The organism is Streptomyces sp. NPDC018031 (assembly GCF_044327625.1).
Taxonomy (GTDB): Bacteria; Actinomycetota; Actinomycetes; order Streptomycetales; family Streptomycetaceae; genus Streptomyces.
The window spans coordinates 135,421-159,267 of the sequence record NZ_JBIRFT010000005.1 but is presented as its reverse complement, the minus strand read 5'-3'; the positions used below and the strand labels follow the sequence as shown (position 1 = coordinate 159,267).

The window sequence follows — 23,847 nt, the reverse complement described above, 5'->3', positions numbered from 1 at the left end:
CTGGAAGACCCCCATCCATGAGAGTTCTTCATGGGTGGGGTAGGTTCGGCGGCGTGACCGATCTCGCCCCTCATGAACTGCGCGTACTGGCCGCCGTGGACCAGGAGCGCAGCTTCACCGCCGCGGCCGCCCGGCTGGACCTGACCCAGTCCGCGGTCTCGCACACGGTGCGCGTCTGTGAGCGCAAGCTCGGCGCGGTGGTCTTCGAGCGGGGGCGGTACGGCGCCCGGCCGACCGCTGCCGGTGAGCGGGTGGTCGCGCACGCCCGGCAGATCCTGCGGCTGCTGGAGTCGATGGGCGCGGAGGCGCGGGCCGCCGGCCGGGAGGAGCCCGCGGCGCTGTCCGGGCCGCTGCGGATCGCGGCCTTCCGCAGCGCCGCGGCCCATCTGCTGCCGCCCGTGCTGGAGCGGCTCACGGCCCGGCACCCGGGGCTCACCCCGCAGGTGCGGATCGTACGGGAGATCGACCGCGGCACCGCGGGCGAAGTGGCGGACGGGCGGGCGGACCTGGCGATCGCGACGCTGTCGGAGGGGTCCGTCACGCCACCCGGGCTGCTGGTGTCCGAGCTGTACCGGGAGACGTACGCGCTGGCCCATCCGGTGGGGCACCCGGACCCGCGCCGCCTCCCGCTGATCGACTGGCAGGAGAACTGCGGTTCCTACACCCGGCGTTGGTGGGCCGAGCAGGACTGGCTGCCGCCCGCCACCGTCACCGCGGAGGACGACAGCGTGGTGCTCTCCATGGTCGCCCAGGGCATGGGGATGGCCGTCGCGCCCGAGCTGACCCTGGCCGGGGCGCCCGCCGGTATCGCGGTGACCGACCTGGGCCCGCACCCGCCGACGCGTGGCATCGGCTACGTCACCACCCCGGCGCTGGCCGGCACCCGCGCGGTGCGGGAACTGGTCCGGGAGTTGCGCGCGGTGCGGCGGGAGCGGCCGCCGGTCCCGGACCGGTCCGGGGAGCCGGTCCGGTAGGGCGTACGCCGGGCGCACGGTGCCGGGTGCCGACCGGGCGCGCGGCGCCGGCCCGCGAGCCGGCGGCCGGCGGCTATCAGGTGGTGCCGATCCATGTCCACTCCTGACGAGGGGCTGCGGCCGGATGCCCGGGAAGCCGTAGGCTGGGGGCGCACGCACTGGAACTGCAGCCGGCGGCGGTACGGACCGTCCGCCCCGGCCGGAAGGAGGCGCTGGGTGATCGAGCTTGAGGGAGTTCCCGAGCTGATCGACCCGGTCATGATCTGTGCCTTCGAGGGCTGGAACGACGCCGGAGACGCCGCCTCCACCGCGGTGGGGCACCTGGACCGGGAGTGGAAGGGCGAGGTGTTCGCCGCGCTCGACGCCGAGGACTACTACGACTTCCAGGTCAACCGGCCGACGGTGTGGCTGGACGGCGGGGTCCGGAAGATCACATGGCCGACGACCCGCCTCTCCGTGGTCCGTGCCGGCACCGGCGACAAGCCGCGCGACCTGGTGCTGGTGCGCGGCATCGAGCCGAGCATGCGCTGGCGCTCGTTCTGCAACGAGATCCTGGGATTCGCCCACGAGTTGGGCGTGGAGATGGTCGTGGTGCTCGGGGCGCTGCTCGGCGACACCCCGCACACCCGGCCGGTGCCGGTCAGCGGTGTCACCTCCGACCCGGACCTGGCGCGCACCCTGGATCTGGAGGAGACCCGCTACGAGGGCCCCACCGGCATCGTGGGCATCCTGCAGGAGGCGTGCACCCACGCCGGGGTGCCCGCGGTCAGCCTGTGGGCGGCCGTGCCGCACTACGTGTCGCAGCCGCCCAACCCGAAGGCCACCCTCGCGCTGCTGAACCGCCTGGAGGACCTGATCGGGATCCGGATCCCGCTCGGCGAGCTGTCCGAGGACGCGCGCGCCTGGCAGCTGGGGGTGGATCAACTGGCCGCCGAGGACAGCGAGGTCGCGGAGTACGTGCAGTCGCTGGAGGAGGCGCGGGACACCGCCGAGCTGCCGGAGGCGTCCGGCGAGGCCATCGCCCGCGAGTTCGAGCGGTATCTGCGCCGGCGGGACGGCCAGCCGGGACCGGGCGGCCACGCGGCGGAGCCCGGCGGCGTCGCCGACGTGCGGGACGCGGCCTCCTATCTGCGGGACGCGTCCAGCGGCCGTACCCGGCCGCGCAAGCCGCCGGCGAAGGACCAGGCGGCGGAGTCCGGCGCGGGCGGCCCGGCGGACGGGGCGCCGGACGACGGTACGTCCGCCGCCGGGGACGCGGGCAACGGAGACACGGACGCCGGAGACGCGACGGGGCCGGAGGCCCCCGGGAGCGGCGGGTCCGGCGGCCGGGCGGACCGCGACGGCGGCCCGGGCACCACCGGCGGGGGCGGCGACACCCCCGGTGACGACGCTCCCGGTGACGACGTTGACGGGGCCGACGCCCCCGGTGACGACGGGGCCGACGGCCGGGACTGACGGCCGGGGCCGACGGAGCCCCCGGACGGGCGGACCGGCCGGTGGTTCGGCGATCGGCCGCCGTCCCGCAGGGCGCGCTCGGCCCGGCGCCGCCCGGCACGAAATCGGGGCGGCCACCCCCGGAACGACCCGGGGGCGGCCGCCCCGAGCACGTCAGCGCCCGCCGGTCACGGCACGCGCGAACCGGTGGCGGCGGGGGCGCGGGCCCCCACCGCCACCGGTCGGCCGCCGGTACCGCCGGGCGGTCCGGCTACAGCGCGACGCCGAGCAGCGCGTCCACGGTGCGGGACACCAGACCGGGCGCTCCGGTGTCGGTGCCGCCGCCCGCTTCCTGGGCGGCCGCCCAGCGGTCCACGGCGGCCAGCGCCGCGGGCGTGTCGAGGTCGTTCGCCAGGGCCTCCCGGATCTCCTCCAGGAGCGCGTCGGCGGACGGTCCGTCCGGGCGGGACACCGCCGCGCGCCAGCGGCCCAGCCTGGCCACCGCCTCCCGCAGCACCTCGTCGGTCCACTCCCAGTCCGAGCGGTAGTGGTGCGCCAGCAGGGCGAGCCGGATCGCCACCGGGTCCACGCCCTCGCGGCGCAGGGTGGAAACGAAGACCAGGTTGCCCTTGGACTTGGACATCTTCTCGCCGTTCAGCGCCACCAGGCCGGCGTGCACATAGGCCTTGGCGAAGGGGTGCTCGCCGGTCAGCACCTGGGCGTGCGAGGCGCCCATCTCGTGGTGCGGGAAGGCCAGGTCGGAGCCGCCACCCTGGACGTCGAAGCCCATGCCGAGGTGGTCCAGGGCGATGGCGACGCACTCGATGTGCCAGCCGGGGCGGCCCGGGCCGAGCGAGGCCCCGTCCCAGCTCGGCTCACCCGGGCGGGCCGACAGCCACAGCAGCGGGTCCAGCGGGTTCTTCTTGCCGGGCCGGTCCGGGTCGCCGCCGCGTTCGGCGGAGAGCAGCCGCATCGCCTCCGCGTCCAGGCCGGAGACACCGCCGAAGGCCGGGTCGGACTCGACGGAGAAGTAGATGTCGCCGTCCAGCTCGTACGCGGCGCCGGCGTCCCGGAGCCGCTCCACGAGCGGAACGATCCCGGGTATCGCCTCCACCGCGCCGATGTACTGGGCGGGGGGCAGGATCCGCAGCGCGGTCATGTCCTCGCGGAACAGAGCGGTCTCCCGCTGGGCGAGCTCGGTCCAGTCGTCCCCGTTCGCCGCCGCCCGCTCCAGCAGCGGATCGTCGATGTCGGTGACGTTCTGGACGTAGTGAACCTGCCGCTTGGTGTCGAGCCACACGCGCTGCACCAGGTCGAACGCGTTGTAGGTCGCCGCATGACCCAGGTGGGTCGCGTCGTACGGGGTGATACCGCAGACGTAGATGCGGGCGACGGGGCCGGGGTCGAGGGTGATCGGACCCCCGGTCGCGGTGTCGTGGATCCTCAGGTCGCGGCCTCTGCCAGGCAGGGCGGGAACCTCGGAAGCGGGCCAGGCATACATGTCATGAGCGTAACCGGATGCGGCTTCCGGATACGAACCGGATCTGCACGGTTGGCCGAAGAGGCGCTCTTGCGCCGGGGGCGGTGATCTGCTGCACCGCCCCTCGGGCCGCGAGGCCGCGGGGACCGGTCACCACAGATCCCCGCGGGCCCCACCGGATGCCCGCGGACCCTCCCGGGAGCACCCGGAACGCCGCGGACATGCACAGAAGCGGCACCAGCGGTGCTCTCGTGACGGATGCGCTCAGACCGGGGGCCAGGGGATCGCCGGCCACTGACCGCTCGGCTCCGGGTGCCGGCCGGTGTCCAGCAGGGCGTCCACCCGGGCGCGCAGCGCATCGATCTCGGCCGCGGTGAGGAGCTCCGCCAGCCGGGTGGCGAGCGGCCGCCCCTCGGCGAGGGCCTCGGCCAGCCGGCCCAGGACCGCCAGCGCGTCCTCGGTCAGCGCCTCACCGGCCCAGCCCCACAGCAGGGTGCGCAGCTTGTCGTCGGCGTTGAAGGTGACCCCGTGGTCGATGGCGTAGACCCGGCCCTCCGCGGTGGGCAGCAGGTGCCCGCCCTTGCGGTCCCCGTTGTTGATCACCGCGTCGAGGACGGCCAGCCGCCGCAGGGTGGCGTCGTCGGCGTGGACCAGCAGCGCGGTCTGCCCGGGCCCCACCTCCGCGAAACCCACGGCCTTCCATCCGTCGGCGGGCTCGTCGCCCTCCACCAGGGCCAGCAGTTCGGGGGCGTCGCCGTCGGTGGTGGTCTCTATCCACAGCTGGCACATGCCCGGGCCGTACGGCCCGTCGCGCAGCACGGTCGGCGGGATCAGCCCCCAGCCGGTGGCCTCGGAGATCTCGTACGCGGCGACCTCGCGCTGGGCGAGGGTGCCGTGCGGGAAGTCCCACAGCGGGCGCTCCCCGGCGACCGGCTTGTAGACGCAGGACGCACGGTGACCCTGGTACTCGACGGTGCAGAAGAGCACCGCGTTGGACGCCTCCCGGACCTGGCCGCGGACCGTGAGCTCCCCCCGGGCCAGCAGTCGGGCCGGGTCCGGCGGACCGTCACCGGCCGCCGGCGGCGTCACGCTCCGCGACGGTATCCGTTCTGGCGCGGGCATACGTGTCCCTCCGGGTCGAGCGGAAGACTGCACAGCGGGCAGGGCGGGCGACCGGCGTTGACGACGTCCAGCGCGCGCTTGGCGAAGGCCCGGGCCTGGGTGCCGGTGAGCCGCACCCGCAGCATCGGCGGGCCGTTCATCTCGTCCTGGAGCAGCCGCTCCTCGGCCTCGGCGAGGTCCTCCTCGGAGTCCGCGTCCAGCTCGACCAGCGCCTGGGCTTCGACGATCATGCGCTGCTCGTCGCCGTCCCAGGCGAGCGCCATGGTGCCGACTCTGAACTCCTCCTCCACGGGGGTGTCCAGCGGCGCGGTGTCACTGAGTTCGGTGGGGGCCACGGCCGGGACCGCCGCGTTGCCCCCGGTGCGCCGCACGACCTCGTCCAGCAACTCGTCGATCCGCTCGGCGAGCGCCGCGACCTGGGTCTTCTCCAAGGCGACACTGGTGACCCGGCCGCCCGCCGAGGCCTGCAGGAAAAACGTACGGCGGCCAGGCAGCCCGACCGTACCGGCGACGAACCGGTCCGGCGGGTCGTAGAGGAACACCTGACGGGTCAACGTCCTGCTCCCTGGGGTCTCGGGTGGTCGTGGTGCTTCGACCGCTGAAGATCGAATGCCTTGCGCGCGACGGGACGGCGCCGCGGCACCACCCTACTGCGCGCGCAGATCATGGCGCGCCCGCGCCACCTCCCACGGCCGCTTCCGGGCCCGCCGCGTCGCCTCGTTCCTCGCGCGGGGCGAGCCCGCCCAGCTCACCGGTGTCGCCGAGCCGCACCACGAAGGGCCGTACCGGGGTGTAGCGGATCGCGGTCACCGAGCACGGGTCGACCGCGATCCGCTGGAACAGGTCGAGGTGCAGGCCGAGGGCGTCGGCGACGAGCGACTTGATGATGTCGCCGTGGGAGCACATCAGGTAGACGGCGTCGGCACCGGACTCGGCCTCGATCCGGTCGTTCCAGTCGCGCACCGCGTCCACCGCGCGCGCCTGCATGGCCCGCATCGACTCGCCGCCGGGGAACGCCGCGGCCGACGGGTGCTGCTGCACCACGGCCATCAGCGGCTCGTCGGACAGCTCCGACAGCTTCCGCCCCGACCAGTCGCCGTAGTGGCACTCGCCGATCCGCTCCTCGGTGTGCAGCGCCAGTTCCGGACGGGCGGCGAGCAGCGGGGCGAGCGTCTCCTGGCAGCGCTCCAGCGGCGAGGACACGGCGGCGGCCAGCGGGACGCCGGCGAGTCTGGCCGGCAGCGCGGCGGCCTGCCGGGCACCGCGCTCGTCGAGGTGGACGCCGGGCGTCCAGCCCGCGAGCACCCCGGCGGTGTTGGCGGTGGACCGGCCGTGCCGGACGAGGATCAGCGTGGGCATGCCGCCACCCTACGGCCCCCGGCGCGCCCGGCGTCCCCGCTCGCGGGTGCGGTCCGGGCCGGAGAGCGGCAGAATGCGCCGGGTGATCGTGGATTGTGCCGTCTACCGTGACGGGCACCGGGAGGACTGCCCGGCCGACTTCTCCGGTGCGCTGGGCCAGGCCCGGGCGGCGGGCGACGCGTTCCTGTGGATCGGCCTGCACGAGCCGACGGAGGAGGAGTTCGCCCGGGTGGCCGGGGAGTTCCGGCTCCACCCGCTGGCCGTGGAGGACGCGCTCAAGGCCCACCAGCGCCCCAAGCTGGAGGTGTACGACGACTCGCTTTTCCTGGTGCTCAAGCCGGTGCGGTACACGGAACGGGACAGCACCGTCACCACCGGCGAGCTGATGGTCTTCGTCGGCGACTCCTTCGTGGTGACCGTCCGGCACGGCGAGGCCAACCCGCTGCGGACGGTGCGGGACCAGCTGGAGCACGCCCCGGAGGTGCTGCGGCAGGGCCCGACCGCGGTGATGTACGCGGTCTCCGACGCGGTGGTGGACCACTACCTGGAGGTCGCCGAGGCGCTCCACACCGATCTGGAGACGCTGGAGGCGGAGGTGTTCAGCCCGGAGCGCGGCCCCGGCGGGCGCACCGCCCGGCGGATCTACGCGTTCAAGCGCCAGGTGCTGGAGTTCCGCCGGGCGACGGGGCCGCTGGCCGAGCCGATGGCCCGGCTGGCCGGTGCCGGGGTGCCGTTCGTGCACGCGGGCTCGCAGCCGTTCTTCCGGGACGTGGGCGACCATCTGACCCGCACGAACGAGCAGGTGGACGGACTGGACCGGCTGATGTCGGACGTGCTGGCCGCGCACCTGGCGCAGACGGGCGTCCGGCAGAACGACGACATGCGGAAGATCTCGGCCTGGGCGGCGATGGTGGCCGTCCCGACGATGATCGCGGGCGTCTACGGCATGAACTTCGCGCACATGCCGGAGCTGGGCCAGGTCTGGGGGTATCCGGTCGCGGTGGGGCTGATGGCCGGGATCGTGCTGGGGCTGTACCGGTTCTTCAAGCGGCGCGGCTGGCTGTGAGCGGTCCCCGGCGCCGCCGGGGCCGGCCTGCCGGGCCGGCGGCGCCGCGCGGGCCGCGGTGGGCGGACCGGTCGGCTGCCGCAGGCCCCGGGCGCGGGCCGGTTCCGGGCCGCGGCCGCCCGCGCGGGCCGGTCGGTCAGGCGAACCCGGGCTCGGCGGTGGCGGCGCCGCCCAGCGCGTCCCGCCGCTCGGGCATCCGCAGCGACACCATGCGCCGCCAGCCGCCGAGCCGCTCGACGGCGTACACGGCGTGGACGCCGGCGGTCAGCACCGCGGACTTGGCGCGCGGCCAGCGCAGGATGCGGCCCATGTGCGCCATCACCGCGAGGCTCACGTCCCGGTACACCTCGGCCTCCGCCAGGGCGCTCTCCCGGAGGGTGCGCTGGATCAGCCTGCCGTGTCCCGCGGCGGCCAGCCCGAGCAGTTCCTCATGGCAGTAGGCGAGGTGGTTGTCCTCGTCGGCGGAGATCATCCGGACCGCGCGGCCGACGTCCGGGTGGTCGCCGAAGTACTTGCGCAACATCCTCATCTGGGCCGCGGCGCGCTCCTCGGTGACCCGGCTGTGCGCGAGGTAGACCACGATGTCCCGTTCGGTGAGCGGTTCGTCCCGGCGCAGCTTGTCGTGGGCGAGCCCGATCCCCCGCGACTCCAGCAGCATGGTGTAGTCGGTCTCGCGCGGCACTTCGACCGGTTCCAGGCCGCGCTTGCGCAGCAGCGCGTTGAAGATGCGGCCGTGCTTGTCCTCGTCCGCGCCATGCCGCGCGATCTTGGGGGCGAGGTACCGCCGGCTGTCCGGTACCAGGGCGGCGATGCGGCCGTTCTCCCAGCCTCCCTGGGCCTCTCCGCTGGCCGCGATCGAGCAGAACAGCCGGAAGGAGTCGTCGTCGTCGAGTATCTCCGTGAACACGCTTTTCGCCGTGAGCATCTGCCACCTCCGTGCGACGTCCGCGCAGGAGTCCAGTGAAATCCCGGCTCGGGGACGGGGCAACAGCTGGCCCGGCGGGGCTGGGCCGTACGGGGGACACCGGCCACCGGACGGCCGCCGCCGGATGGCGCGCCGCGCCCGCCGGGGGTAGGCGGGTGAGCCCGCGGGGCCCGGGCGGTGCGGGAGCCGGTGGTCCGGAAGCGACCGGTATCGGCACGGGCGCCCTCTCGGGCGTCACGGGACCGCGGGCGGCACGGGCCGGCCGCCGGGCCTCGGGTGCGGCGCGGGCGGCGCCGGGACGGACCGGGAAGGCTGGGGCGGTGCCGGGGCGGGGCGCAGGTACGCCTGCGGGCCGGTGCCGGAGGGGACGAAGGGGGCGCGAGGGCCGCGCGGGCGGGGCCGGGGCGGCCGGAGGGGCCCGGAGACGGGTGCCGGGACGGACCGGGAAAGGCTGGGCCGGTGCCGGGGCCGCCCCGGGCCCGGGGCGGGCCACCGCCCGGGACCGGCGGTGGTCCGCACCACCGCCCGCCCCCGCCGCGTAACCGCCCGGCGGCCGGGGCGTTGAGTGGGGTGACGGCCGTGGCGGGGAAGACCCCCGAGCCCCCACCACGGCCGCAGAGCTCGCGGGCGGCGCCCGCCCGGGCCTCCCGGAGGGCAGCGGCGCACCGGAGACCGGAGCCGGGGCCGGCGGCCGGGCCGAGGAGCCCGGCCGTCGGCCCGGTCGCAGGCCGGGCGCCCCGTCCGGCGTCAGGCCAGGCCGGCCCGCTCCAGCGCCTCGGTGCCGGCGCGCAGCGCCGCGATTCGCTCGTCCAGGGTGAAGCCCGCCGGGGCGAGGGTCAGCGTGGTGACACCGGCCTCGGCGTAGCGCCGCATGCCGTCCGCGATCCGGTCCACCGAGCCCAGCAGCGTGGTGGAGTCGATCAGCTGCTCCGGGATGGCCGCGGCCGCCCCCTGCTTGTCGCCGGACAGGTACTTGTCCTGGATCTCGGCGGCCTCCTTCTCGTACCCCATGCGCCGCGCGAGCTGGTTGTAGAAGTTCTGCTTGCGGCTGCCCATGCCGCCCACGTACAGCGCGGTGTACGGGCGGAAGGTGTCGGCCAGCGCGCTGACGTCCTGGTCCGCGCCGAGCGCCAGCGGAACGGTCGGGCAGACGTCGAAGCCGTCCATCGTCTTGCCGGCCTTCTCCCGGCCCGCCCGCAGGTGCCTGAGCGCGGTCTCCTCCAGGTGCTCGGCCGCGGGGAAGATCAGCAGCGCGCCGTCGGCGATCTCACCGGTCTGCTCCAGGTTCCGGGGACCGATCGCCGCGATGTACAGCGGGATGTCCGGGCGCTGCGGGTGCACGGTGAGCTTGAGCGCCTTGCCGGGGCCGTCGGGCAGCGGCAGCGTCCAGTGCTCGCCCTCGTGGGTCAGCCGCTCGCGCGACAGCGCCTTCCGGACGATCTCGGCGTACTCCCGGGTGCGGGCCAGGGGCTTGTCGAACTTGACGCCGTACCAGCCCTCGGAGACCTGCGGGCCGGAGACGCCGAGCCCCAGCCGGAACCGCCCGCCGGAGAGCGAGTCGAGGGTGGCGGCCGTCATCGCGGTCATCGCGGGCGTCCGGGCCGGGATCTGGAAGATGGCCGAGCCGACGTCGATCCGCTCGGTCCGGGCCGCCACCCAGGAGAGCACCGTGGGCGCGTCGGAACCGTACGCCTCGGCGGCCCAGCAGACCGAGTAGCCGAGGCGGTCGGCCTCCTGGGCCACCGCGAGGTTGTCCGCATCCATCCCGGCACCCCAGTAACCGAGGTTGATCCCGAGCTTCATGCAACTCCCCTTACCGATGAGTAACGTCCCTTTCCGGGGACTCTAGCGCGCCTCGCCGTGGTACGTCAGTGCCACGTTGTCCACAGGGCGGCACAGCCGGTCGCACGCCCAGTAATCTCGACGTCCATGGAGCTAAGGCACCTCGGCCGCACGGGCCTGCGCGTGTCCCGGATCGGGCTCGGCACGCTCACCTGGGGGCGGGACACCGACGAACACGACGCAGCCGAGCAGCTCAAGGCGTTCTGGGACGCCGGCGGAACACTCGTCGACACCGCCGACGTCTACTCCGACGGCGGTGCCGAGTACCTGCTCGGCCAGTTGCTGGAGGATCTGGTGCCCCGCCGCGACCTGGTCATCGCGACCAAGGCGGGCAGCGTGCCGGACCCGGACCGCCGGTTCGACGGCTCCCGCGGCCATCTGCTGGCGGCGCTGGACGCGTCGCTGGAGCGGCTGGGCACCGACCATGTCGACCTGTGGCAGGTGCACGCCTTCGACCCGCTCACCCCGCTCGAGGAGACCCTGCAGGCCCTGGACATCGCGGTCAGCAGCGGCCGCGCCCGGTACGTGGGGGTGTCGAACTTCTGCGGGTGGCAGCTCGCCAAGGCCGCGACCTGGCAGCTCGCCGCACCCGGCGCGGGGCGTACCCGGCTGGCCAGCACGCAGATGGAGTACTCCCTCCTGCAGCGCGGGGTCGAGCGGGAGGTGCTGCCCGCCGCGCTCGACCTGGGCGTGGGGCTGCTGCCCTCCTCACCGCTCGGCCGCGGGGTGCTGACCGGGAAGTACCGGCACGCCACCCCCGCCGACTCGCGGGGCGCCTCCGAGCATCTGGCCCCGTTCGTGGCCCCGTACCTGGACGACGAGGCCGGCCGGATCGTCGACGCCGTGACCACGGCGGCGGACGGGCTGGCGGCCACCGCCCTGCAGGTGGCGCTGGCCTGGGTCAGGGACCGGCCGGGGGTCGTCGCCCCGATCATCGGCGCCCGGAACGCGCAGCAGCTCAGAGCGGCGTTGTCGGTGGAGGCGCTTAGTCTTCCCCCCGAGATCCGCCAGGCGCTCGACGATGTGTCGGCGCCCGTGCACCGCTACCCCGACCAGGACTGGAGCACCCTGTGAGTACCGACCGCCTCGCCGGCGAGGACGCCACCCCGCCCGAGGAGGAGCCCGAGACCCCGACCGCCGCGGACCCCGGGCCCGAGGCGGCAGCGGCGGGCCCGGCGGACGCCCCGGAGGACGGCGGCCCCGCGGACCCGTCCCGGTCCCCGGAGGGTGCGGCGCCCGCCGACGGCGGCGCGGACTCCGAGGGCGACCGGCAGGCCGGGGGCGTCCCGGACGACGGCCGGCGGCCCCAGGACACCGGGGACACCCCGCGGGCCACCGGGGACACCGGGGGCGCGGCGTCTCCGGGCGCGCCGGAAGGCGCGCGGAAGCGGTCGGCCGCGGCGGAGGCGCTCGCCGCGGCGGTGCGCGCGGTGGAGAGCGGCGAACGCTCGGCGGCCTCGTTCTTCACCGAGGAGTCCCGGCCGGCCGGGGCACCCCGGCCCGGTGCGCCCGCCGGGCGGCCCGCGGGGGCGACCCCCGCTCCCGGCGGCGGGCCGGCCGGCGGTGGTCCCGCCGGTGGACCGGCGCCGTCCGGCGTGCGGCCGCCGGCCCCCCGCCCGGTGCTCGCCGACACCGCGGGGATCCGCGAGGTGCTGGCCGCGGGCGGCGCCCCGGAGCAACTGGCGGTACCGGTCGCGGAGGCCCTCGGGGAGCGGGCCGCGGTGGCCCTGCGCGAGGACCCCTGGCAGCTGCTGGACGTGCCCGGGGTGCGGCCGGAGCAGGCGGACTCGTTCGCCCGGGCGCTGCTCGGCGCGGACTGCGGCCCGGACGACGAGCGCCGGGCGCAGGCCCTGGTGCGCTGGGTGCTGGAGCGGGCGGCGCTGGAGGGTCACACCGCGCTCGAGGCCGACGCGGTGCGCCGGGCGCTGGCCGGACGGGCGGTGCCGGACCCGGACGAGGGCCTGCGCGTCGCGGTCGGCGCGGGTGACGTGCTGGTCTTCCAGGACGCGCTGGACGAGGTCCCCGGCGGTGGCCGGCCGGCCACCGCCGGGGACGCGTCGGAGGAGGCCCCTCCGGTGCGGGTGCTGCTCGGCCTGGAGCGGTTCGCACTGGCCGAGGAGAGCCTGGCCGACGGCCTGGCCCGGCTGATCGGCACCGTCGTGCCGCCCGGGGCGGCGGAGGCCGCGGACGGCGCCGTGGATGGCGCCGCGGACACCGCGGTACCCGGCGCGGACGCCTGGGAGGCCGCGGCGGCCGGGGCCGGTTCGCCGTCCGCCGCCGAGCTGGTGGCCGCCGTCGCCGGACACGGCCTGGTGGCCCACAGCGGCGGCGAGCAGGCCCGGGCCGAACCGGTGGCGCTGGTCGCCGCGGCCCGCGCGATGGGCCTGCGTGCCTACGCCGCCGCGCACGGCGAGAACGGGCGGCGGCGGCTGGCCGCCGCGCTCGGTGCCGCCCCGGCCGGCGAGGCCGGGGCCGGACGGGAGCCCGCCGGGGACGCGCCCGCCGTCACGGTGGCCGGGCTGCTCTCCGGCGCGGAGGGGCCGGGCCGGGACGGGGACGGCGCGCTCGCCCTGGACCTGCTCGCCGTGCTGGACGCCCCCCAGCTGGACGTGGAGACCGCGGCGATGCTGGTGGAGTCCCTGCCGGACGGCGCCCGCCTGGTGCTCAGCGGCGACCCCGGGGTGCTGTGGTCGGCGGGTCCGGGCCGGGTCTTCGCGGACCTGCTGGCCGCCCGCCGCTGCCCGCAGGTCGTCTCCCGCACACCCGACCCCGGGCCGATCGGCGAGCTGGTGTCGGGCATCGGCGTCGGGGAGCTCGGCGAGGTGGCGGCGCCCGGCAAGGAGGTCGTGATCGTGCCGGTGCGGGACGCCGGGGAAGCGGTGCACCGGACCGTGCAGCTGGTGGCGGACTCGGTCCCCCGGGTGATCGGCGTTCCGGCGGACCAGGTGCAGGTCGTCACCGTGGGCCACGGCGGCGCGGCCGGCACCCGGGTGCTCAACCAGGCCCTCAAGGAGCGGCTGAACCCGGGCCCGGGGCAGTTCGGCGGCTTCGACCCGGGAGACCGGGTCGTGCTGGTCACGGCGCCGGGGCGGACCCGGTCCGGGACGGTGGTCTCGGCGGACGCCGAGGGCCTGCGGCTGGACTGCGCCGGCACTCCGCTGGTGGTGCCCCGGGAGCAGGTCGCCGACGCGGTGCGGCACGGTTGGGCGGTCACCGCCCACCAGGCCGCGGGGCAGCGGTGGCCCGCGGCCGTGGTGGTGCTGCCCGGCGACGCGGCGGCCGGTCTCACCCGGTCCTGGGTCTACACCGCGTTCAGCCGGGGCGAGCGCCACCTGTCCGTGGTGCACGGGGTGGAGGAGGCGCTGCCGCGGGCGGTGGCACAGATCCCGGCCAAGGAGCGGACCACCCGGCTGCGGTCCCTGCTGGAGGCGCAGCGCCCGCCGGCCGGGTGACCTGCGGTGTCATGGCCCCGGGCGGTCAGCGCTCGGGGCCGAGCACCTCCAGGTCGTCGTCCGCGTCCACCACCTCGTCGTCGTCCCCCTCCGCGCCGCGGACGACGTCCGCGGCGCCCAGCCTGCCCTCGATCTCGTCCTCGTCCTCGTCCAGCTCCTGGTCGAAGACCTCGCTGACGTCGAAGCGGCACACCACCCGCTCCGGATCCACCTGCTCGAACGGGGTGGACAGCCACTCCCCCGGCTCGGCGAGTTCGTCGGCGGCGGCCACCCAGAGGGTGGAGTCGCCCTCCTCCAGGCCGAACTCCGCGTGGCGGGAGGCGATCTCGTCCGGCTCGTACTCGCCGAAGACCACCCCCAGTGCGGCGTGGACGCTGCCGCCGACCGTGCCCGTCGCCCCCAGGGCGCCGTTCCCGGCCGTGACGTCGGGGTCCAGATCGGCGACCCGCTGGGCCTGGGCCAGCAGACGTTGCGGTTCGGCGAGCGCGTAGTCCCTGCGGATCAGCACGCTCACCGCGGACGGCTCCTCCGGCCCGGCATAGGCGGGCATGCCGTCGCTGGGGATCTCGAAGGGGGTGACCTCGTCGTAGGCGTCGTAGAGCAGCTCGTCGTAGGCCTCGGCCGCCGCGGCCAGCTCGTTGAAGGCGGCGTAGACAGCCGGGTCGTCCTCGCCCGAACGGCGTTCGACAGCGTCGAGGTGTCGGTCCAGCGCGATCTTGACCGCTTCGGCGGCGGCCCGTACCTCGGCAGCGGATGGCTGCGCAGCATCAGACATAGTGCAGACGCTATCCGTATCAGGGCAGTTCCCGCACAATAGATGCGATGCCGGAATACGAATTCTGCGATGTGTATGTGCCGAGGGGGGTCTCCCGCAAGGCCGCCACACGCCTGCTGACCGACCACGCCGAGTACGGACACTGGGAGTTGGACCGACTTCGACTCAATCCCGACGGCAGTCGCAAGGTGCGCCTGCGCCGCCGGATCATTCGCCAGCTCCGGGCCACGTGGTGATTCCGGCCACCTGGTGAATGCTCCCTGAAGAACCGAGAAACGGGCCTCGCAGTGCGAGGCCCGCTCCGTTTCCGCCGGGAGGGCGGCTCAGTGCTGACGCGCGCGGGTGCGGCGGTAGAGGATCCCGCCTCCCAGCAGCAGGCCGGCGCTGGCCGGGATCAGGACCTCCAGGGAACCGGCACCGGTCTCGGCGAGCTGCTCGGTGTCGTCGTCCTGCTGGGCGACCGGCTGGGTCCGCGACACGTGGCGGATCTGCTCCGGCGCCGGGCCCTGCGTCCGCGGCGGGGTCTTGCCCGGCTGCTGCGGCTTGGGCTTGGCGTGCTTGGGCGGCTGCACCGGACGCTCCCGGACCGGGGCCTCGCCGTCGTTCACGCAGGTGTTGCCGCCGGCCGTGTTGAGGAGCCCGACGACGTCGATGCTGTTCCCGCAGACGTTCAGCGGGATGTTGACCGGCACCTGCACCTGGTTCCCGGAGAGGATGCCCGGCGAGCCGTGCGTCCGGCCCTCGGCCACGGCGCCGCCGCCGTGGTCACCGCCGGCCCGGGACCCGTCGTGGTGCGAGCCCTGGCCCTTGGTGCCGGAGCCGCCCTGCGGGTCCTTGGCGTGCTTGCCTCCCTTGGCGTGCTTGCCACCCGTGGTGTGCTTGCCGCCCGCGGCGTGCTTGCCGCCGGAGCCGTTGACGCAGACGTTGCCGGCGGCCGTGTTGAGCAGACCGACCACGTCGACGGTGTTCCCGCAGACGTTGATCGGCACGTTCACCGGCACCTGCACCGTGTTGCCGGACACGATCCCCGGGGAGCCGCTGGCGCCGGCCTCGGCGCTCGAGCCCGCCGCACTGGCGTAACCGGCGGTCGCGGCGAGCACGCTGCCCGCCGCCGCAACCGTCATCAGACTGTTTCTCGCAACCTTGCGCATGGGTCCGTCCCCTGCCTTGCCTTGCCTCGTAATGACCTGCGCGCGGGCAGAGCGCCCGTGCGTCGAACCCGTGTGGTCCCGGAGTGCCCGAGGAGCACTCCGGGACCACACGGGGATGGCTCCCTGGGAGCTGCGGCTCAACGTCAGCCGTTGATGCAGAAGTTGCCGAAGGCGGGGTTCAACAGTCCGATCAGGTCGATCGTGTTGCCACAGACGCTCGCCGGCACGTGCACCGGCACCTGGACGACGTTGCCGGAAGCGATGCCGGGCGAGCCCGCCGCGACACCCTTCGCTCCCGAGTCGGCAACGGCCAGGCCCGCACCGGCGAGCACGAGGCCCCCGGTGGCGGCCGCAGCAGCGACGACCTTCTTGATCATTGTTCCTCCTTGCTGGCAATGCGGTCCGATCACTCGGACCGCACCCCCTGTAACGAGGAGGGGTGAGGCAGGCTACGAAGCGAAACTTCCATTCACCCGTTCCAGCGAACAGCGCCGGAACGGTGACGTGTTCAGCAGTTGTCCAGGAAGCGGTCCAGGACCCGCACGCCGAAGGTGAGCCCGTCCACCGGCACCCGCTCGTCCACGCCGTGGAACATGCCCGCGAAGTCCAGCTCCGGGGGCAGCTTGAGCGGTGCGAAGCCGAAGCACCGGATGCCGAGGTCGTCGAAGGACTTGGCGTCCGTGCCGCCGGAGAGGCAGTAGGGGACGGCCCGTGCGATCGGGTCCTCCGCCTTCAGCGCCGTCTGCATCGCCTCGACCAGCGATCCGTCGAAGCTGGTCTCCAGCGCCTTGTCCGCGTGCACGTCCTCGCGGTGCACCCGCGGCCCGAGGATCCGGTCCAGATCGGCCAGGAACTCCTCCTCGTACCCAGGCAGGAAGCGCCCGTCGACGTGTGCCGTGGCCTGGCCCGGGATGACGTTGACCTTGTACCCGGCGCCGAGCATGGTCGGCTGCGCGGTGTTCTGCAGCGTGGCGCCGATGATCTTGGCGATGCCGCCCAGCTTGGCGAGCGTCTCCTCCATGTTCTCCGGGTCCAGCGGGGTGCCGAGCGCGTCGGAGAGCTCGTCCAGGAACGACCGCACGGTCTTCGTCACCCGGACCGGGAACTTGTGCCGTCCCAGCCGCGCCACCGCCTCGCTCAGCTCGGTGATCGCGTTGTCGTTGTTGGTCATCGACCCGTGGCCGGCCGTGCCGTCCACCGTGAGACGCATCCAGTGCATGCCCTTCTGGGCCGTCTCCACCAGGTACAGCCGCAAGTTCTCGTTCACGGTGAACGAGAAGCCACCGACCTCGCCGATCGCCTCGGTCACCCCCTCGAACAGGTCCGGGTGCCGGTCGACGAGGTGGCGGGCGCCGTACACGCCGCCCGCCTCCTCGTCGGCGAGGAAGGCGAGCACGATGTCCCGCGGGGGCTTGCGGCCGGAGCGCATCCGGTCGCGGATCACCGCCAGGGTCATCGCGTCCATGTCCTTCATGTCGACCGCGCCCCGGCCCCACACGCAGCCGTCGGCGATCTCCCCGGAGAACGGGTGGTGCGTCCAGTCGTGGGCGTTGGCCGGGACCACGTCGGTGTGGCCGTGGATCAGCAGCGCCGGCCGCGACGGGTCCTCCCCCTCGATCCGGGCCACCGTGGAGGCCCGGCCCTTGTGCGATTCGAAGATCTGCGGCTCCAGCCCCACCTCGGCGAGCTTCTCGGCGACGTACTCGGCCGCCGCTCGCTCACCGGGACCGGAGTGGTCGCCGTAGTTGCTGGTGTCGATACGGATCAGATCGCGGCACAGCTCGACGACCTCGTCCTCACCGGTGACGGCACCACTGCCTGTCGCGGCCGACATCGACTCGCTCACTCTGCCTCCTCGTCGTTTCGCTGCCGCGGGTGCCCTGGGTCGGGGCCGTGCTCCACGGCGGGTCCACCCGCCATCCTCCCGCGCTCTCCCGTCCGGCCCAAGGCGGCAATGCTGCCGTCACACGGCCGACATCGGGCCACGCCCCGGCACCGGTCGGGTGATCGGGCGGGTCCGGATGTTTGCTATGGTTTCCCACGTCGGAACGGCCGCGGGCCGCCCGGCAGACACCTGGTCCGGGTGGCGGAATGGCAGACGCGCTAGCTTGAGGTGCTAGTGCCCTTTATCGGGCGTGGGGGTTCAAGTCCCCCCTCGGACACCACCGAAAGACCCCAGTTCACCTGGGGTCTTTCTGTTTTTCCCGCTCGTTTTCCGGTTCGGTGGCCGGTGCCCGCGCGGTGGCCGGTCCGTCGGCCGTGAGCAGGGTGGCGGCGGCGCCGGAAGGTCGGCCCCGCTGGAATCGCGCACCCGGGGTACCCCCGCGCGGGGAGGCCCCGGCTCGGGCGCGGGGGTTCGCCGTGACTCGTTCGCCGGTGCCTGTGCCGCGGACCGCGACCCCGCCGCCCGTGACGGGTGGCGGGGCCGCGGCCGGCGCGGGTTCAGTTGCCGGGGAAGTAGGTGCTCAGCGGCACCAGCCGGCACGAGGAGACCTCGCCGCGGTAGAAGTGCATCCAGGCCGTCCGGCCCTCGTCCTTCGCCGTGAAGCGGACGTTCTGCACGGTGACCGTGTCGCCCGGCCGCAGCACATGCGTCCCCGGCAGCGGCTCACCAGGCCGCACCGGCTTGGCGTCGGTGATCTCCCCCGGCTTCGGCAGCGGCCGGCCGGGGTCCGTCCCGTCCGGCACCGGCTTGCCCTCCGTCAGCTCACCCGGCTCCGGCAGCGGCCGGCCGGGGCCCGTCCCGTCCGGCACCGGCTTGCCCTCCGTCAGCTCACCCGGCTCCGGCAGCTTCTCCTTCGTCACCTCTCCCGGCCTGGGCGTGGACCGGCCGGAGCCGGCCTCCCCGGCGGGGGCGTCGGCGGTCTCCGACGCCTCGGGGGCGCCCTGCAGCATCAGGCTGTCGCCCAGATGCTTTCCGCGCGCCTCGTCGCAGACCTTGCCGACCGGCGGGGCGGAGATGTGCGCGGCGACGCCCGCCGCGCGCAGTTCGTCGGCGAGTTCACGCTGCTCGGCCTCGCTGAGGCTGACGTCCTCGATGCTGACCGTGATGGTGCCGTCCGCGTTCTTCTCGACCGCGTATGCCGGGCTCGCCCCGGGCGACCCGGGCAGCGCCACGACCACGGCGGCCGCGGCACCGCACGCGGCCAGCCCCCAGCCGGCGCCGCGCCGTGCGACCGTCCGGCGCACCGGGACCGGCTCGGGCCGTTCGGCCGCCCTCCGCTCGACCTCGCAGGTGAGTTCCGCCAGCAGCCGGTCCTCGAACTTCGTTGTCATCCTTCACCCCTTGCGTATGAGAAGTGCGCGGCGCCGGCCTGTCCGCCGGCCGGCCGCTGCCTGAGGTCGCCGCCGCCGGGTCGCCCGGCGGCATCCCGGCGGGCGGGCCCGTCCCTTTCGGCGGCCGCGCGCAGTGTCTTGCGGGCCCGGTGCAGCCGCACCCTGGCGGTGACCTGGCGGATCCCGAGAGCCGCCGCGGCCTCGGCGACGGTGAGCTGGTCGACGGCGACGAGTTCCAGCACCGCCCGCTCGCCCTCGGGGAGGTCCGCGATCGCGGCGAGGGTGCCGCGGGCGGCGGACTCGGCGTCGATCCGTTCCTCCAGGCGCGACACGTCGTCCGCTTCCAGCAGCCGCCGGCCGGCTATCCGGGTCGTGGCGCGCGACTCGCGTGCCACCCGGCGCCACTCCGCGGAGACCACGTTGCGGGCGATGCCGTACAGCCAGGCCGTCTCGCTCCCCCGCCCCGGCCGGTAGCCGTCCGCCGAGTCGAGCATCGCCAGGAACACCTCGGCCGTGACGTCGGCCACGGTGTGCGGGTCGGCGATCCGGCGTGCCACGAACCGGGTGACGCCCTCGATGTGGCGCCGGTAGAACTCCTCGAACGCGGCGGGATCCCTTGCAGCGTGCACGCGACCGTCCTCTCGTCTGTTCTCGTCGTGCCCTGGTTCCACACCCTTCTTGGCCGATGTGCCGCCGGGCGTTACAGACGCGGGTCGCCGCCCCGCCGCCGCGGGGTCGTGTCGCGGCCGGGCGGCCGCCCGGAGCGGCCGGGTGACGGTAGCGGGGGCGCGCCGGGCGCGGTGCGGCGGGCGCTTCCGGTGGAAATGCGTCGGGCCCGGGTCGAGTCCGACCCGGGCCCTGCTCCAACTGCGCGGGAACCACCGCGCGGGGGGGGTGCGGCGACGGCCGTCCCCCGCCCGTGTCCCGGCGGCGTCCGTGCGGCGATGCCGCCGCACGGATCTCTAGCGCGCCACGAACTGCGTGAGTATGGCCTGCACCTCGTAGATGTCGACGCCCTTGGTGAAGGTCTTCTCGACCGGGGTGGGGCTGCCGGAAATCCAGATCTTGAGCTCGGCGTCGAGGTCGAAGGTGCCGGCGGTCTCCACCGCGAAGTGCGTGATGCTCTTGTACGGGATGGAGTGGTACTCGACCTTCTTGCCGGTGATGCCCTGCTTGTCGATGAGGATGAGCCGGCGGTCGGTCAGCAGGATGGTGTCCCGGATCAGCTGGTACGCGGCGTACACCTGCTCGCCCTGCCCCATCAGCTTCGCGAAGTCCCGCTGCGCCTTCCCCGGATCGACCGTGTGCGCGTTGCCGAAGAGTGCCATTCCAGCCCCCCAGTCAGTGCCATGTGTGTGATCGCCGCACTGTACCCCGGACATCTCGGTCACCCCGTCCGCGGGTGCGGCGGCGCCGTACCGGGCGGGCCGGCCGTGCGGCGGGCCGTGCCGTGCGGCGTCAGTAGCCGCCGTCCTGGTCGCCGCCGTCGTTCGGCTCCGTGATCCGGTCGCCGTCCGGGCCGAGCACGAACCAGGTGGCCCCGAACTGGTCGAGCCCCTGGCCCGCGGTGTCGCCGGGCTCCCGGTCCCCCACGAAGTGGTACAGCGGGTGCTCGTCGTAGGTCACCTGGGTGGCGCCGCCGTCCCGGGTGGTGGTCCCGAGCAGGTCCGCGTCGGCCCCGTCGCCGGCGTCGGGGCGGCCGGTGGTGAGCAGTGGCGGCCACGCCGCCGCGCACGCTCCGGTGCAGTTCGACTTCCCGCCCGTGTCGGCTTCGAACAGGTACAGCGTGCGGCCCCGCCCGTCGGTCAGGATCCGGCCGAGCGGACCGGAGCGTACCTCCACGGCGGCGGCGCCCCGGGGGGAGGCGGTCCCCTCGGTGGTCCGGTCCGGGGACGGGGAGGGCTCCCCGCCGTCCCCGCCGTCCCCGCAGCCCGCGCTCAGGGCGGCGACCAGCGCGGCGATGACGGCGGCGGTCGCCTTGGCGGCGTGCTTCATGGTGTGCTCCTGCGGGCGTGACCGCCGGTCCGGGCGGGGCGCGGTAGGGGGCGCGGGCCGCCGGGGCGGGCCGCTCCCCCTATCACTACGGGGGCCGCACGGGGGTGGGCAACCGGGCTGGTCCGTCCGGCGGACCCGGCCGCGCGTGCCGGACGCGGGCGCGCCCCGGAGGGAGCGGGCTGCCGCCGGGCACGGCGGTGCCGGTGGCCGCCCGGCCCGGCGCGCCGGCTCAGGCGTGGCCGGGGAAGGACCGGCGGTACTCCGTCGGGGAGACCCCGATCTGGCGGAGGAAGTGGTGCCGCAGGTTGTTCGCGGTGCCCAGCCCGCTCAGTTCGCCGATCCGCTCCACCGGCAGGTCGGTGGCCTCCAGCAGGCTCTGGGCCCGGCCCAGGCGCTGGTTGAGCAGCCACTGCAGCGGGGTGGTGCCGGTGGCGGCCTGCAGTCGGCGGTAGAAGGTGCGCGGGCTCATCGCGGCGCGCCGGGCGAGGTCCGCCACGGTCAGCGGCCGGTCGAGTCGCTCCATCGCCCAGGCGAGCACCGGGGCGAGCCCCTCGTCGTCCGCGGCCGGCACCGACAGGTCGATGAACTGGGCCTGTCCGCCGGACCGGTGCGCGGGCACCACCATGCGGCGGGCCAGCTGGTTGGCCACATGGGCGCCCAGGTCGCGGCGGACCAGGTGCAGGCACAGGTCGAGTCCGGCGGACAGGCCGGCGCTGGTGAGCACATCGCCGTCGTCCACGTAGAGCACCGAGGCGTCGACGTCCACCTTCGGGTAGCGCTCGGCGAGTTGGGCGGTGTGCATCCAGTGGGCGGTGGCACGGCGGCCGTCGAGGATGCCGGCCTCGGCGAGCGCGAAGGCGCCGGTGCACAGCGAGACCATGCGGGCGCCCGCGTCGTGGGCGCGGCGCAGCGCGGCGGTCAGCTCGGGCGGGGGCGGTACGCCGTCGTCGACGCAGGCGTCCGGTACCGAGGTGACGATGACGGTGTCCGCGCCGACCAGGTCGGCCAGGCCGTGGCGGGTGCGGAAGGCCAGCGCGTCTCCGGTGGGCGGTCCGTCGCCGGTGCCGGTGCTGCACAGGCGCAGCTCGTACCAGGGGTCGGCGAGGTCGGGCTGCGGCTTGCCGAAGACGGTGCACGGGATGCTGAGTTCGTACAGGTCCCAGGACGGCATCTCGATGTGGTGGGGGACGACCACGGCGATCGAACCGGCGTTCATGCCCTGAGCCTACGTCACCATGCTGGCAGGAATTTGGTGCAGACCGTCATCCCGGTCACTGTCCGGACCGGCGGCGCGGTGCGAACGTGGTCCGTACGTGATCAACCGCCGCGTGGCGGATGTACAAGGAGAAACCAGATGAATTCCGGACGCGAAGCGGTGACCGTGGTGGGCCTGGGTTCCATGGGGGTGGCGCTGGCCGGCGCGCTGCTCGCCGCGGGGCACCCGACGACCGTGTGGAACCGCACCTCCGGCAAGGCCGACGCGCTGGCCGCCCGGGGCGCCCGGCCGGCGGCCACGGTGGCCGAGGCGGTGGCCGCGAGCCCGCTGACGATCGTGTGCGTCCTGGACTACGACGCGATGTACGAGGTGCTGGAGCCGGTGACGGCCGAGCTGGCCGGGCGGGCCCTGGTGGTGCTCACCTCCGGCTCCCCCGAGCAGGCCCGGGAGGCGGCCGGGTGGGCGGCGGCGCGTGGCGTGGTCTACCTGGACGGCGCGATCATGACCACTCCGCCCGGGGTGGGGAACCCCGAGATGATGTTCCTCTACAGCGGTGACCCCGCCGTGGTCCAGGCGCACCGGACGGCCCTCTCCGCACTCGGCGACGTGCTGCACCTGGGGACCGACCCGGGGCTCGCCTCGCTCTATGACGCGGGGCTGCTGGGGCTGATGTGGTCCACGTTCACCGGTTGGCTGCACGGCACCGCCATGGTGACGGCGGAGAAGGTGACGGCCGAGGCGTACACCGCGCTGGCGGTCCGCTGGCTGTCCGCCGTCACCGGGTTCATGACCACCTATGCCGCGCAGGTGGACGCCGGCCGGTACCCGGGGGACGACGCCACCGTCGATGTGCAGATCGCGGCGATCGAGCACCTGGTGCACGCCGCCGAGGCCCGCGGGGTCGACAACGCGCTGCCGCTGCTGCTGAAGGAGACCATGGAGCGGGCCAGGGCGGCCGGTCACGGCTCCGACAGCTACGGCAGCGTCATCGAGGTGCTCAGGAAGGGGTCGCCCACGGGCTGAGCGGGGTCGCCGGGCGGCGGCCCGCGCGGCCCCTGGGCCACCGGGTTCCGGGCGGCCGCGGGGGCCGGCGCGGTCTCCGGTCCGGGCGCTCGCCCGGACTCCCCGGGGCCGGCCGGTCCGGGGCCCGCGTGGCCGGTCAGTCCGGGGAGCCGCACGCTCCGGCCGCGACGGCGAGCAGTGCACGGGCGGCCTCCCGGGCCTGCCGGGCGGGCTCGGGGCCGCCGCCGACCGCGGCGGTGGTGATGGCCCCCTGGGCCAGCAGGAACACCGGAGCAGCGGTGGCCGGGGGCAGGCCGGCCTCGGTGACCAGCCGGGTCAGGTAGTCCCGTACGGCCGCCTGGTGGGCCCGGGCCGCCTCGCGGACCGGGCCGCTGGTGGCGCCGAGTTCGCCGAAGGAGTTGATGAAGGCGCAGCCGCGGAAGTCCGGTTCCCGGAACCACGCCTCCAGCCAGTCGAACACGGCCAGCACCCGGTCCGGGCCGGGCGGCCGTTGTTCGGCGTGCCGGGCCAGGGCGGCGCGCCAGCGCTCGTCGCGCCGGAGCAGATAGGCCCCCACCAGCGCCTCCTTGGACGGGAAGAGCTGGTAGAGGCGCTTGAGCGAGACCTGGGAGGCGCTGCGCACGGCGTCCATGCCGACGTTCTGCACACCCCGGCCGTAGAAGAGGGCCTCCGCCGCGTCCAGGACCCGGGTGGTGGGTTCCGCCGTCTCCATGTCACCTCTCGCCTTGCCTGAGAATCACCGTTCTCCTAGGCTACC

The 23,847-nt window shown here is 74.8% G+C and carries 23 protein-coding genes and 1 tRNA gene; 8 read left to right on the top strand and 16 right to left on the bottom strand.

The features are described from left to right. The first annotated feature begins 17 nt into the window (after positions 1–17). Positions 18–974, top strand: a complete 957-nt coding sequence (locus ACH4B3_RS15310; protein ID WP_398463310.1) for a LysR family transcriptional regulator — start codon at positions 18–20, stop codon at positions 972–974. Between the two features lie 216 nt (positions 975–1,190). Beyond that, positions 1,191–2,429 (top strand): PAC2 family protein, encoded by a 1,239-nt coding sequence (locus ACH4B3_RS15305; protein WP_398463309.1) that lies wholly within the window; start codon positions 1,191–1,193, stop codon positions 2,427–2,429. Positions 2,430–2,679: 250 nt separating this feature from the next. Here ACH4B3_RS15305 and mshC read toward each other — a convergent pair whose 3' ends face one another. The 4 genes from mshC to ACH4B3_RS15285 form a co-directional block, all read right to left on the bottom strand. Next, entirely contained in the window at positions 2,680–3,909 is a 1,230-nt protein-coding gene (gene mshC, locus ACH4B3_RS15300) for a cysteine--1-D-myo-inosityl 2-amino-2-deoxy-alpha-D-glucopyranoside ligase (RefSeq protein WP_398463308.1), read from the bottom strand. A gap of 243 nt (positions 3,910–4,152) precedes the next feature. Continuing rightward, entirely contained in the window at positions 4,153–5,010 is an 858-nt protein-coding gene (locus ACH4B3_RS15295) for an SCO1664 family protein (protein WP_398463307.1), read from the bottom strand. Beyond that, entirely contained in the window at positions 4,974–5,564 is a 591-nt protein-coding gene (locus ACH4B3_RS15290) for a DUF3090 domain-containing protein (protein WP_398463306.1), read from the bottom strand. Before ACH4B3_RS15290 ends, ACH4B3_RS15295 begins: the two co-directional genes overlap by 37 nt. A gap of 109 nt (positions 5,565–5,673) precedes the next feature. Then, positions 5,674–6,369, bottom strand: coding sequence for a histidine phosphatase family protein (locus ACH4B3_RS15285; RefSeq protein WP_398463305.1), 696 nt, complete (start codon positions 6,367–6,369; stop codon positions 5,674–5,676). A gap of 73 nt (positions 6,370–6,442) precedes the next feature. On the opposite strand from ACH4B3_RS15285, the gene ACH4B3_RS15280 reads away from it, so the two are divergent. Continuing rightward, positions 6,443–7,435 (top strand): magnesium and cobalt transport protein CorA, encoded by a 993-nt coding sequence (locus tag ACH4B3_RS15280; protein WP_398463304.1) that lies wholly within the window; start codon positions 6,443–6,445, stop codon positions 7,433–7,435. 136 nt (positions 7,436–7,571) lie between these two features. On the opposite strand, the gene ACH4B3_RS15275 is transcribed toward ACH4B3_RS15280, so the two are convergent. Together ACH4B3_RS15275 and ACH4B3_RS15270 are read right to left on the bottom strand one after the other, a co-directional pair. Beyond that, the gene (locus ACH4B3_RS15275) at positions 7,572–8,360 is read right to left on the bottom strand and encodes a ferritin-like domain-containing protein (RefSeq protein ID WP_398463303.1); all 789 of its coding nucleotides are present in this window, start codon (positions 8,358–8,360) and stop codon (positions 7,572–7,574) included. 747 nt (positions 8,361–9,107) lie between these two features. After that, positions 9,108–10,163 carry an LLM class F420-dependent oxidoreductase gene (locus ACH4B3_RS15270; protein WP_398463302.1) on the bottom strand — a complete coding sequence of 352 codons (1,056 nt, stop codon included), beginning with the start codon at positions 10,161–10,163 and terminating at the stop codon, positions 9,108–9,110. Positions 10,164–10,289: 126 nt separating this feature from the next. Between ACH4B3_RS15270 and ACH4B3_RS15265 the strand changes: the two genes are divergently transcribed. Beyond that, a complete protein-coding gene (locus ACH4B3_RS15265; RefSeq protein WP_398463301.1) occupies positions 10,290–11,276 on the top strand; it encodes an aldo/keto reductase in 987 nt (328 codons plus the stop codon). Next, positions 11,273–13,654, top strand: coding sequence for a helix-hairpin-helix domain-containing protein (locus ACH4B3_RS15260; RefSeq protein WP_398463300.1), 2,382 nt, complete (start codon positions 11,273–11,275; stop codon positions 13,652–13,654). The genes ACH4B3_RS15265 and ACH4B3_RS15260 overlap by 4 nt, the downstream gene beginning before the upstream one ends. A 25-nt stretch (positions 13,655–13,679) precedes the next feature. Here ACH4B3_RS15260 and ACH4B3_RS15255 read toward each other — a convergent pair whose 3' ends face one another. Continuing rightward, entirely contained in the window at positions 13,680–14,429 is a 750-nt protein-coding gene (locus tag ACH4B3_RS15255) for a hypothetical protein (RefSeq protein WP_398463299.1), read from the bottom strand. A gap of 47 nt (positions 14,430–14,476) precedes the next feature. On the opposite strand from ACH4B3_RS15255, the gene ACH4B3_RS15250 reads away from it, so the two are divergent. Then, positions 14,477–14,665 (top strand): DUF5703 family protein, encoded by a 189-nt coding sequence (locus tag ACH4B3_RS15250; RefSeq protein ID WP_006607658.1) that lies wholly within the window; start codon positions 14,477–14,479, stop codon positions 14,663–14,665. Positions 14,666–14,752: 87 nt separating this feature from the next. Here the strand turns inward: ACH4B3_RS15250 and ACH4B3_RS15245 are convergent, their stop codons facing one another. From ACH4B3_RS15245 to ACH4B3_RS15235, 3 genes are all read right to left on the bottom strand, one after another. Then, positions 14,753–15,553 carry a chaplin gene (locus ACH4B3_RS15245; protein ID WP_398463298.1) on the bottom strand — a complete coding sequence of 267 codons (801 nt, stop codon included), beginning with the start codon at positions 15,551–15,553 and terminating at the stop codon, positions 14,753–14,755. 170 nt (positions 15,554–15,723) lie between these two features. Then, complete coding sequence (locus ACH4B3_RS15240) at positions 15,724–15,957, bottom strand: chaplin (protein ID WP_398463297.1); 234 nt, start codon at positions 15,955–15,957, stop codon at positions 15,724–15,726. A 131-nt stretch (positions 15,958–16,088) separates the two neighbouring features. After that, positions 16,089–17,426, bottom strand: a complete 1,338-nt coding sequence (locus ACH4B3_RS15235; RefSeq protein ID WP_398463296.1) for a M20/M25/M40 family metallo-hydrolase — start codon at positions 17,424–17,426, stop codon at positions 16,089–16,091. Between the two features lie 231 nt (positions 17,427–17,657). On the opposite strand from ACH4B3_RS15235, the gene ACH4B3_RS15230 reads away from it, so the two are divergent. Beyond that, positions 17,658–17,745: transfer RNA gene (locus tag ACH4B3_RS15230), tRNA-Leu, on the top strand. Between the two features lie 277 nt (positions 17,746–18,022). On the opposite strand, the gene ACH4B3_RS15225 is transcribed toward ACH4B3_RS15230, so the two are convergent. The 5 genes from ACH4B3_RS15225 to ACH4B3_RS15205 form a co-directional block, all read right to left on the bottom strand. Next, positions 18,023–18,856, bottom strand: coding sequence for a hypothetical protein (locus tag ACH4B3_RS15225; RefSeq protein ID WP_398463295.1), 834 nt, complete (start codon positions 18,854–18,856; stop codon positions 18,023–18,025). Beyond that, positions 18,853–19,485, bottom strand: coding sequence for an RNA polymerase sigma factor (locus ACH4B3_RS15220; protein ID WP_398463294.1), 633 nt, complete (start codon positions 19,483–19,485; stop codon positions 18,853–18,855). The genes ACH4B3_RS15225 and ACH4B3_RS15220 overlap by 4 nt, the downstream gene beginning before the upstream one ends. A gap of 333 nt (positions 19,486–19,818) precedes the next feature. Continuing rightward, complete coding sequence (locus ACH4B3_RS15215; RefSeq protein ID WP_398463293.1) at positions 19,819–20,184, bottom strand: PH domain-containing protein; 366 nt, start codon at positions 20,182–20,184, stop codon at positions 19,819–19,821. A gap of 130 nt (positions 20,185–20,314) precedes the next feature. Then, positions 20,315–20,851: a hypothetical protein gene (locus ACH4B3_RS15210; RefSeq protein ID WP_398463292.1), complete on the bottom strand. Its 537-nt coding sequence runs from the start codon at positions 20,849–20,851 to the stop codon at positions 20,315–20,317. Positions 20,852–21,080: 229 nt separating this feature from the next. After that, positions 21,081–22,067: a GlxA family transcriptional regulator gene (locus ACH4B3_RS15205; protein ID WP_398463291.1), complete on the bottom strand. Its 987-nt coding sequence runs from the start codon at positions 22,065–22,067 to the stop codon at positions 21,081–21,083. 138 nt (positions 22,068–22,205) lie between these two features. Between ACH4B3_RS15205 and ACH4B3_RS15200 the strand changes: the two genes are divergently transcribed. Further along, a complete protein-coding gene (locus ACH4B3_RS15200; protein ID WP_398463290.1) occupies positions 22,206–23,090 on the top strand; it encodes an NAD(P)-dependent oxidoreductase in 885 nt (294 codons plus the stop codon). A gap of 136 nt (positions 23,091–23,226) precedes the next feature. Here the strand turns inward: ACH4B3_RS15200 and ACH4B3_RS15195 are convergent, their stop codons facing one another. Beyond that, positions 23,227–23,802, bottom strand: coding sequence for a TetR/AcrR family transcriptional regulator (locus ACH4B3_RS15195; protein ID WP_398463289.1), 576 nt, complete (start codon positions 23,800–23,802; stop codon positions 23,227–23,229). Between the last annotated feature and the right edge of the window lie 45 nt (positions 23,803–23,847).

Coding starts and splice junctions, on each gene's coding strand:
- ACH4B3_RS15225 (WP_398463295.1), bottom strand. CDS start 18,856: ATGACAACGAAGTTCGAGGACCGGCTGCTGGCGGAACTCACCTGCGAG.
- ACH4B3_RS15310 (WP_398463310.1), top strand. CDS start 18: ATGAGAGTTCTTCATGGGTGGGGTAGGTTCGGCGGCGTGACCGATCTC.
- ACH4B3_RS15205 (WP_398463291.1), bottom strand. CDS start 22,067: ATGAACGCCGGTTCGATCGCCGTGGTCGTCCCCCACCACATCGAGATG.
- ACH4B3_RS15195 (WP_398463289.1), bottom strand. CDS start 23,802: ATGGAGACGGCGGAACCCACCACCCGGGTCCTGGACGCGGCGGAGGCC.
- ACH4B3_RS15280 (WP_398463304.1), top strand. CDS start 6,443: ATGCGCCGGGTGATCGTGGATTGTGCCGTCTACCGTGACGGGCACCGG.
- ACH4B3_RS15250 (WP_006607658.1), top strand. CDS start 14,477: ATGCCGGAATACGAATTCTGCGATGTGTATGTGCCGAGGGGGGTCTCC.
- ACH4B3_RS15270 (WP_398463302.1), bottom strand. CDS start 10,163: ATGAAGCTCGGGATCAACCTCGGTTACTGGGGTGCCGGGATGGATGCG.
- ACH4B3_RS15210 (WP_398463292.1), bottom strand. CDS start 20,851: ATGAAGCACGCCGCCAAGGCGACCGCCGCCGTCATCGCCGCGCTGGTC.
- ACH4B3_RS15200 (WP_398463290.1), top strand. CDS start 22,206: ATGAATTCCGGACGCGAAGCGGTGACCGTGGTGGGCCTGGGTTCCATG.
- ACH4B3_RS15240 (WP_398463297.1), bottom strand. CDS start 15,957: ATGATCAAGAAGGTCGTCGCTGCTGCGGCCGCCACCGGGGGCCTCGTG.
- ACH4B3_RS15295 (WP_398463307.1), bottom strand. CDS start 5,010: ATGCCCGCGCCAGAACGGATACCGTCGCGGAGCGTGACGCCGCCGGCG.
- ACH4B3_RS15275 (WP_398463303.1), bottom strand. CDS start 8,360: ATGCTCACGGCGAAAAGCGTGTTCACGGAGATACTCGACGACGACGAC.
- ACH4B3_RS15255 (WP_398463299.1), bottom strand. CDS start 14,429: ATGTCTGATGCTGCGCAGCCATCCGCTGCCGAGGTACGGGCCGCCGCC.
- ACH4B3_RS15215 (WP_398463293.1), bottom strand. CDS start 20,184: ATGGCACTCTTCGGCAACGCGCACACGGTCGATCCGGGGAAGGCGCAG.
- mshC (WP_398463308.1), bottom strand. CDS start 3,909: ATGTATGCCTGGCCCGCTTCCGAGGTTCCCGCCCTGCCTGGCAGAGGC.
- ACH4B3_RS15245 (WP_398463298.1), bottom strand. CDS start 15,553: ATGACGGTTGCGGCGGCGGGCAGCGTGCTCGCCGCGACCGCCGGTTAC.
- ACH4B3_RS15285 (WP_398463305.1), bottom strand. CDS start 6,369: ATGCCCACGCTGATCCTCGTCCGGCACGGCCGGTCCACCGCCAACACC.
- ACH4B3_RS15265 (WP_398463301.1), top strand. CDS start 10,290: ATGGAGCTAAGGCACCTCGGCCGCACGGGCCTGCGCGTGTCCCGGATC.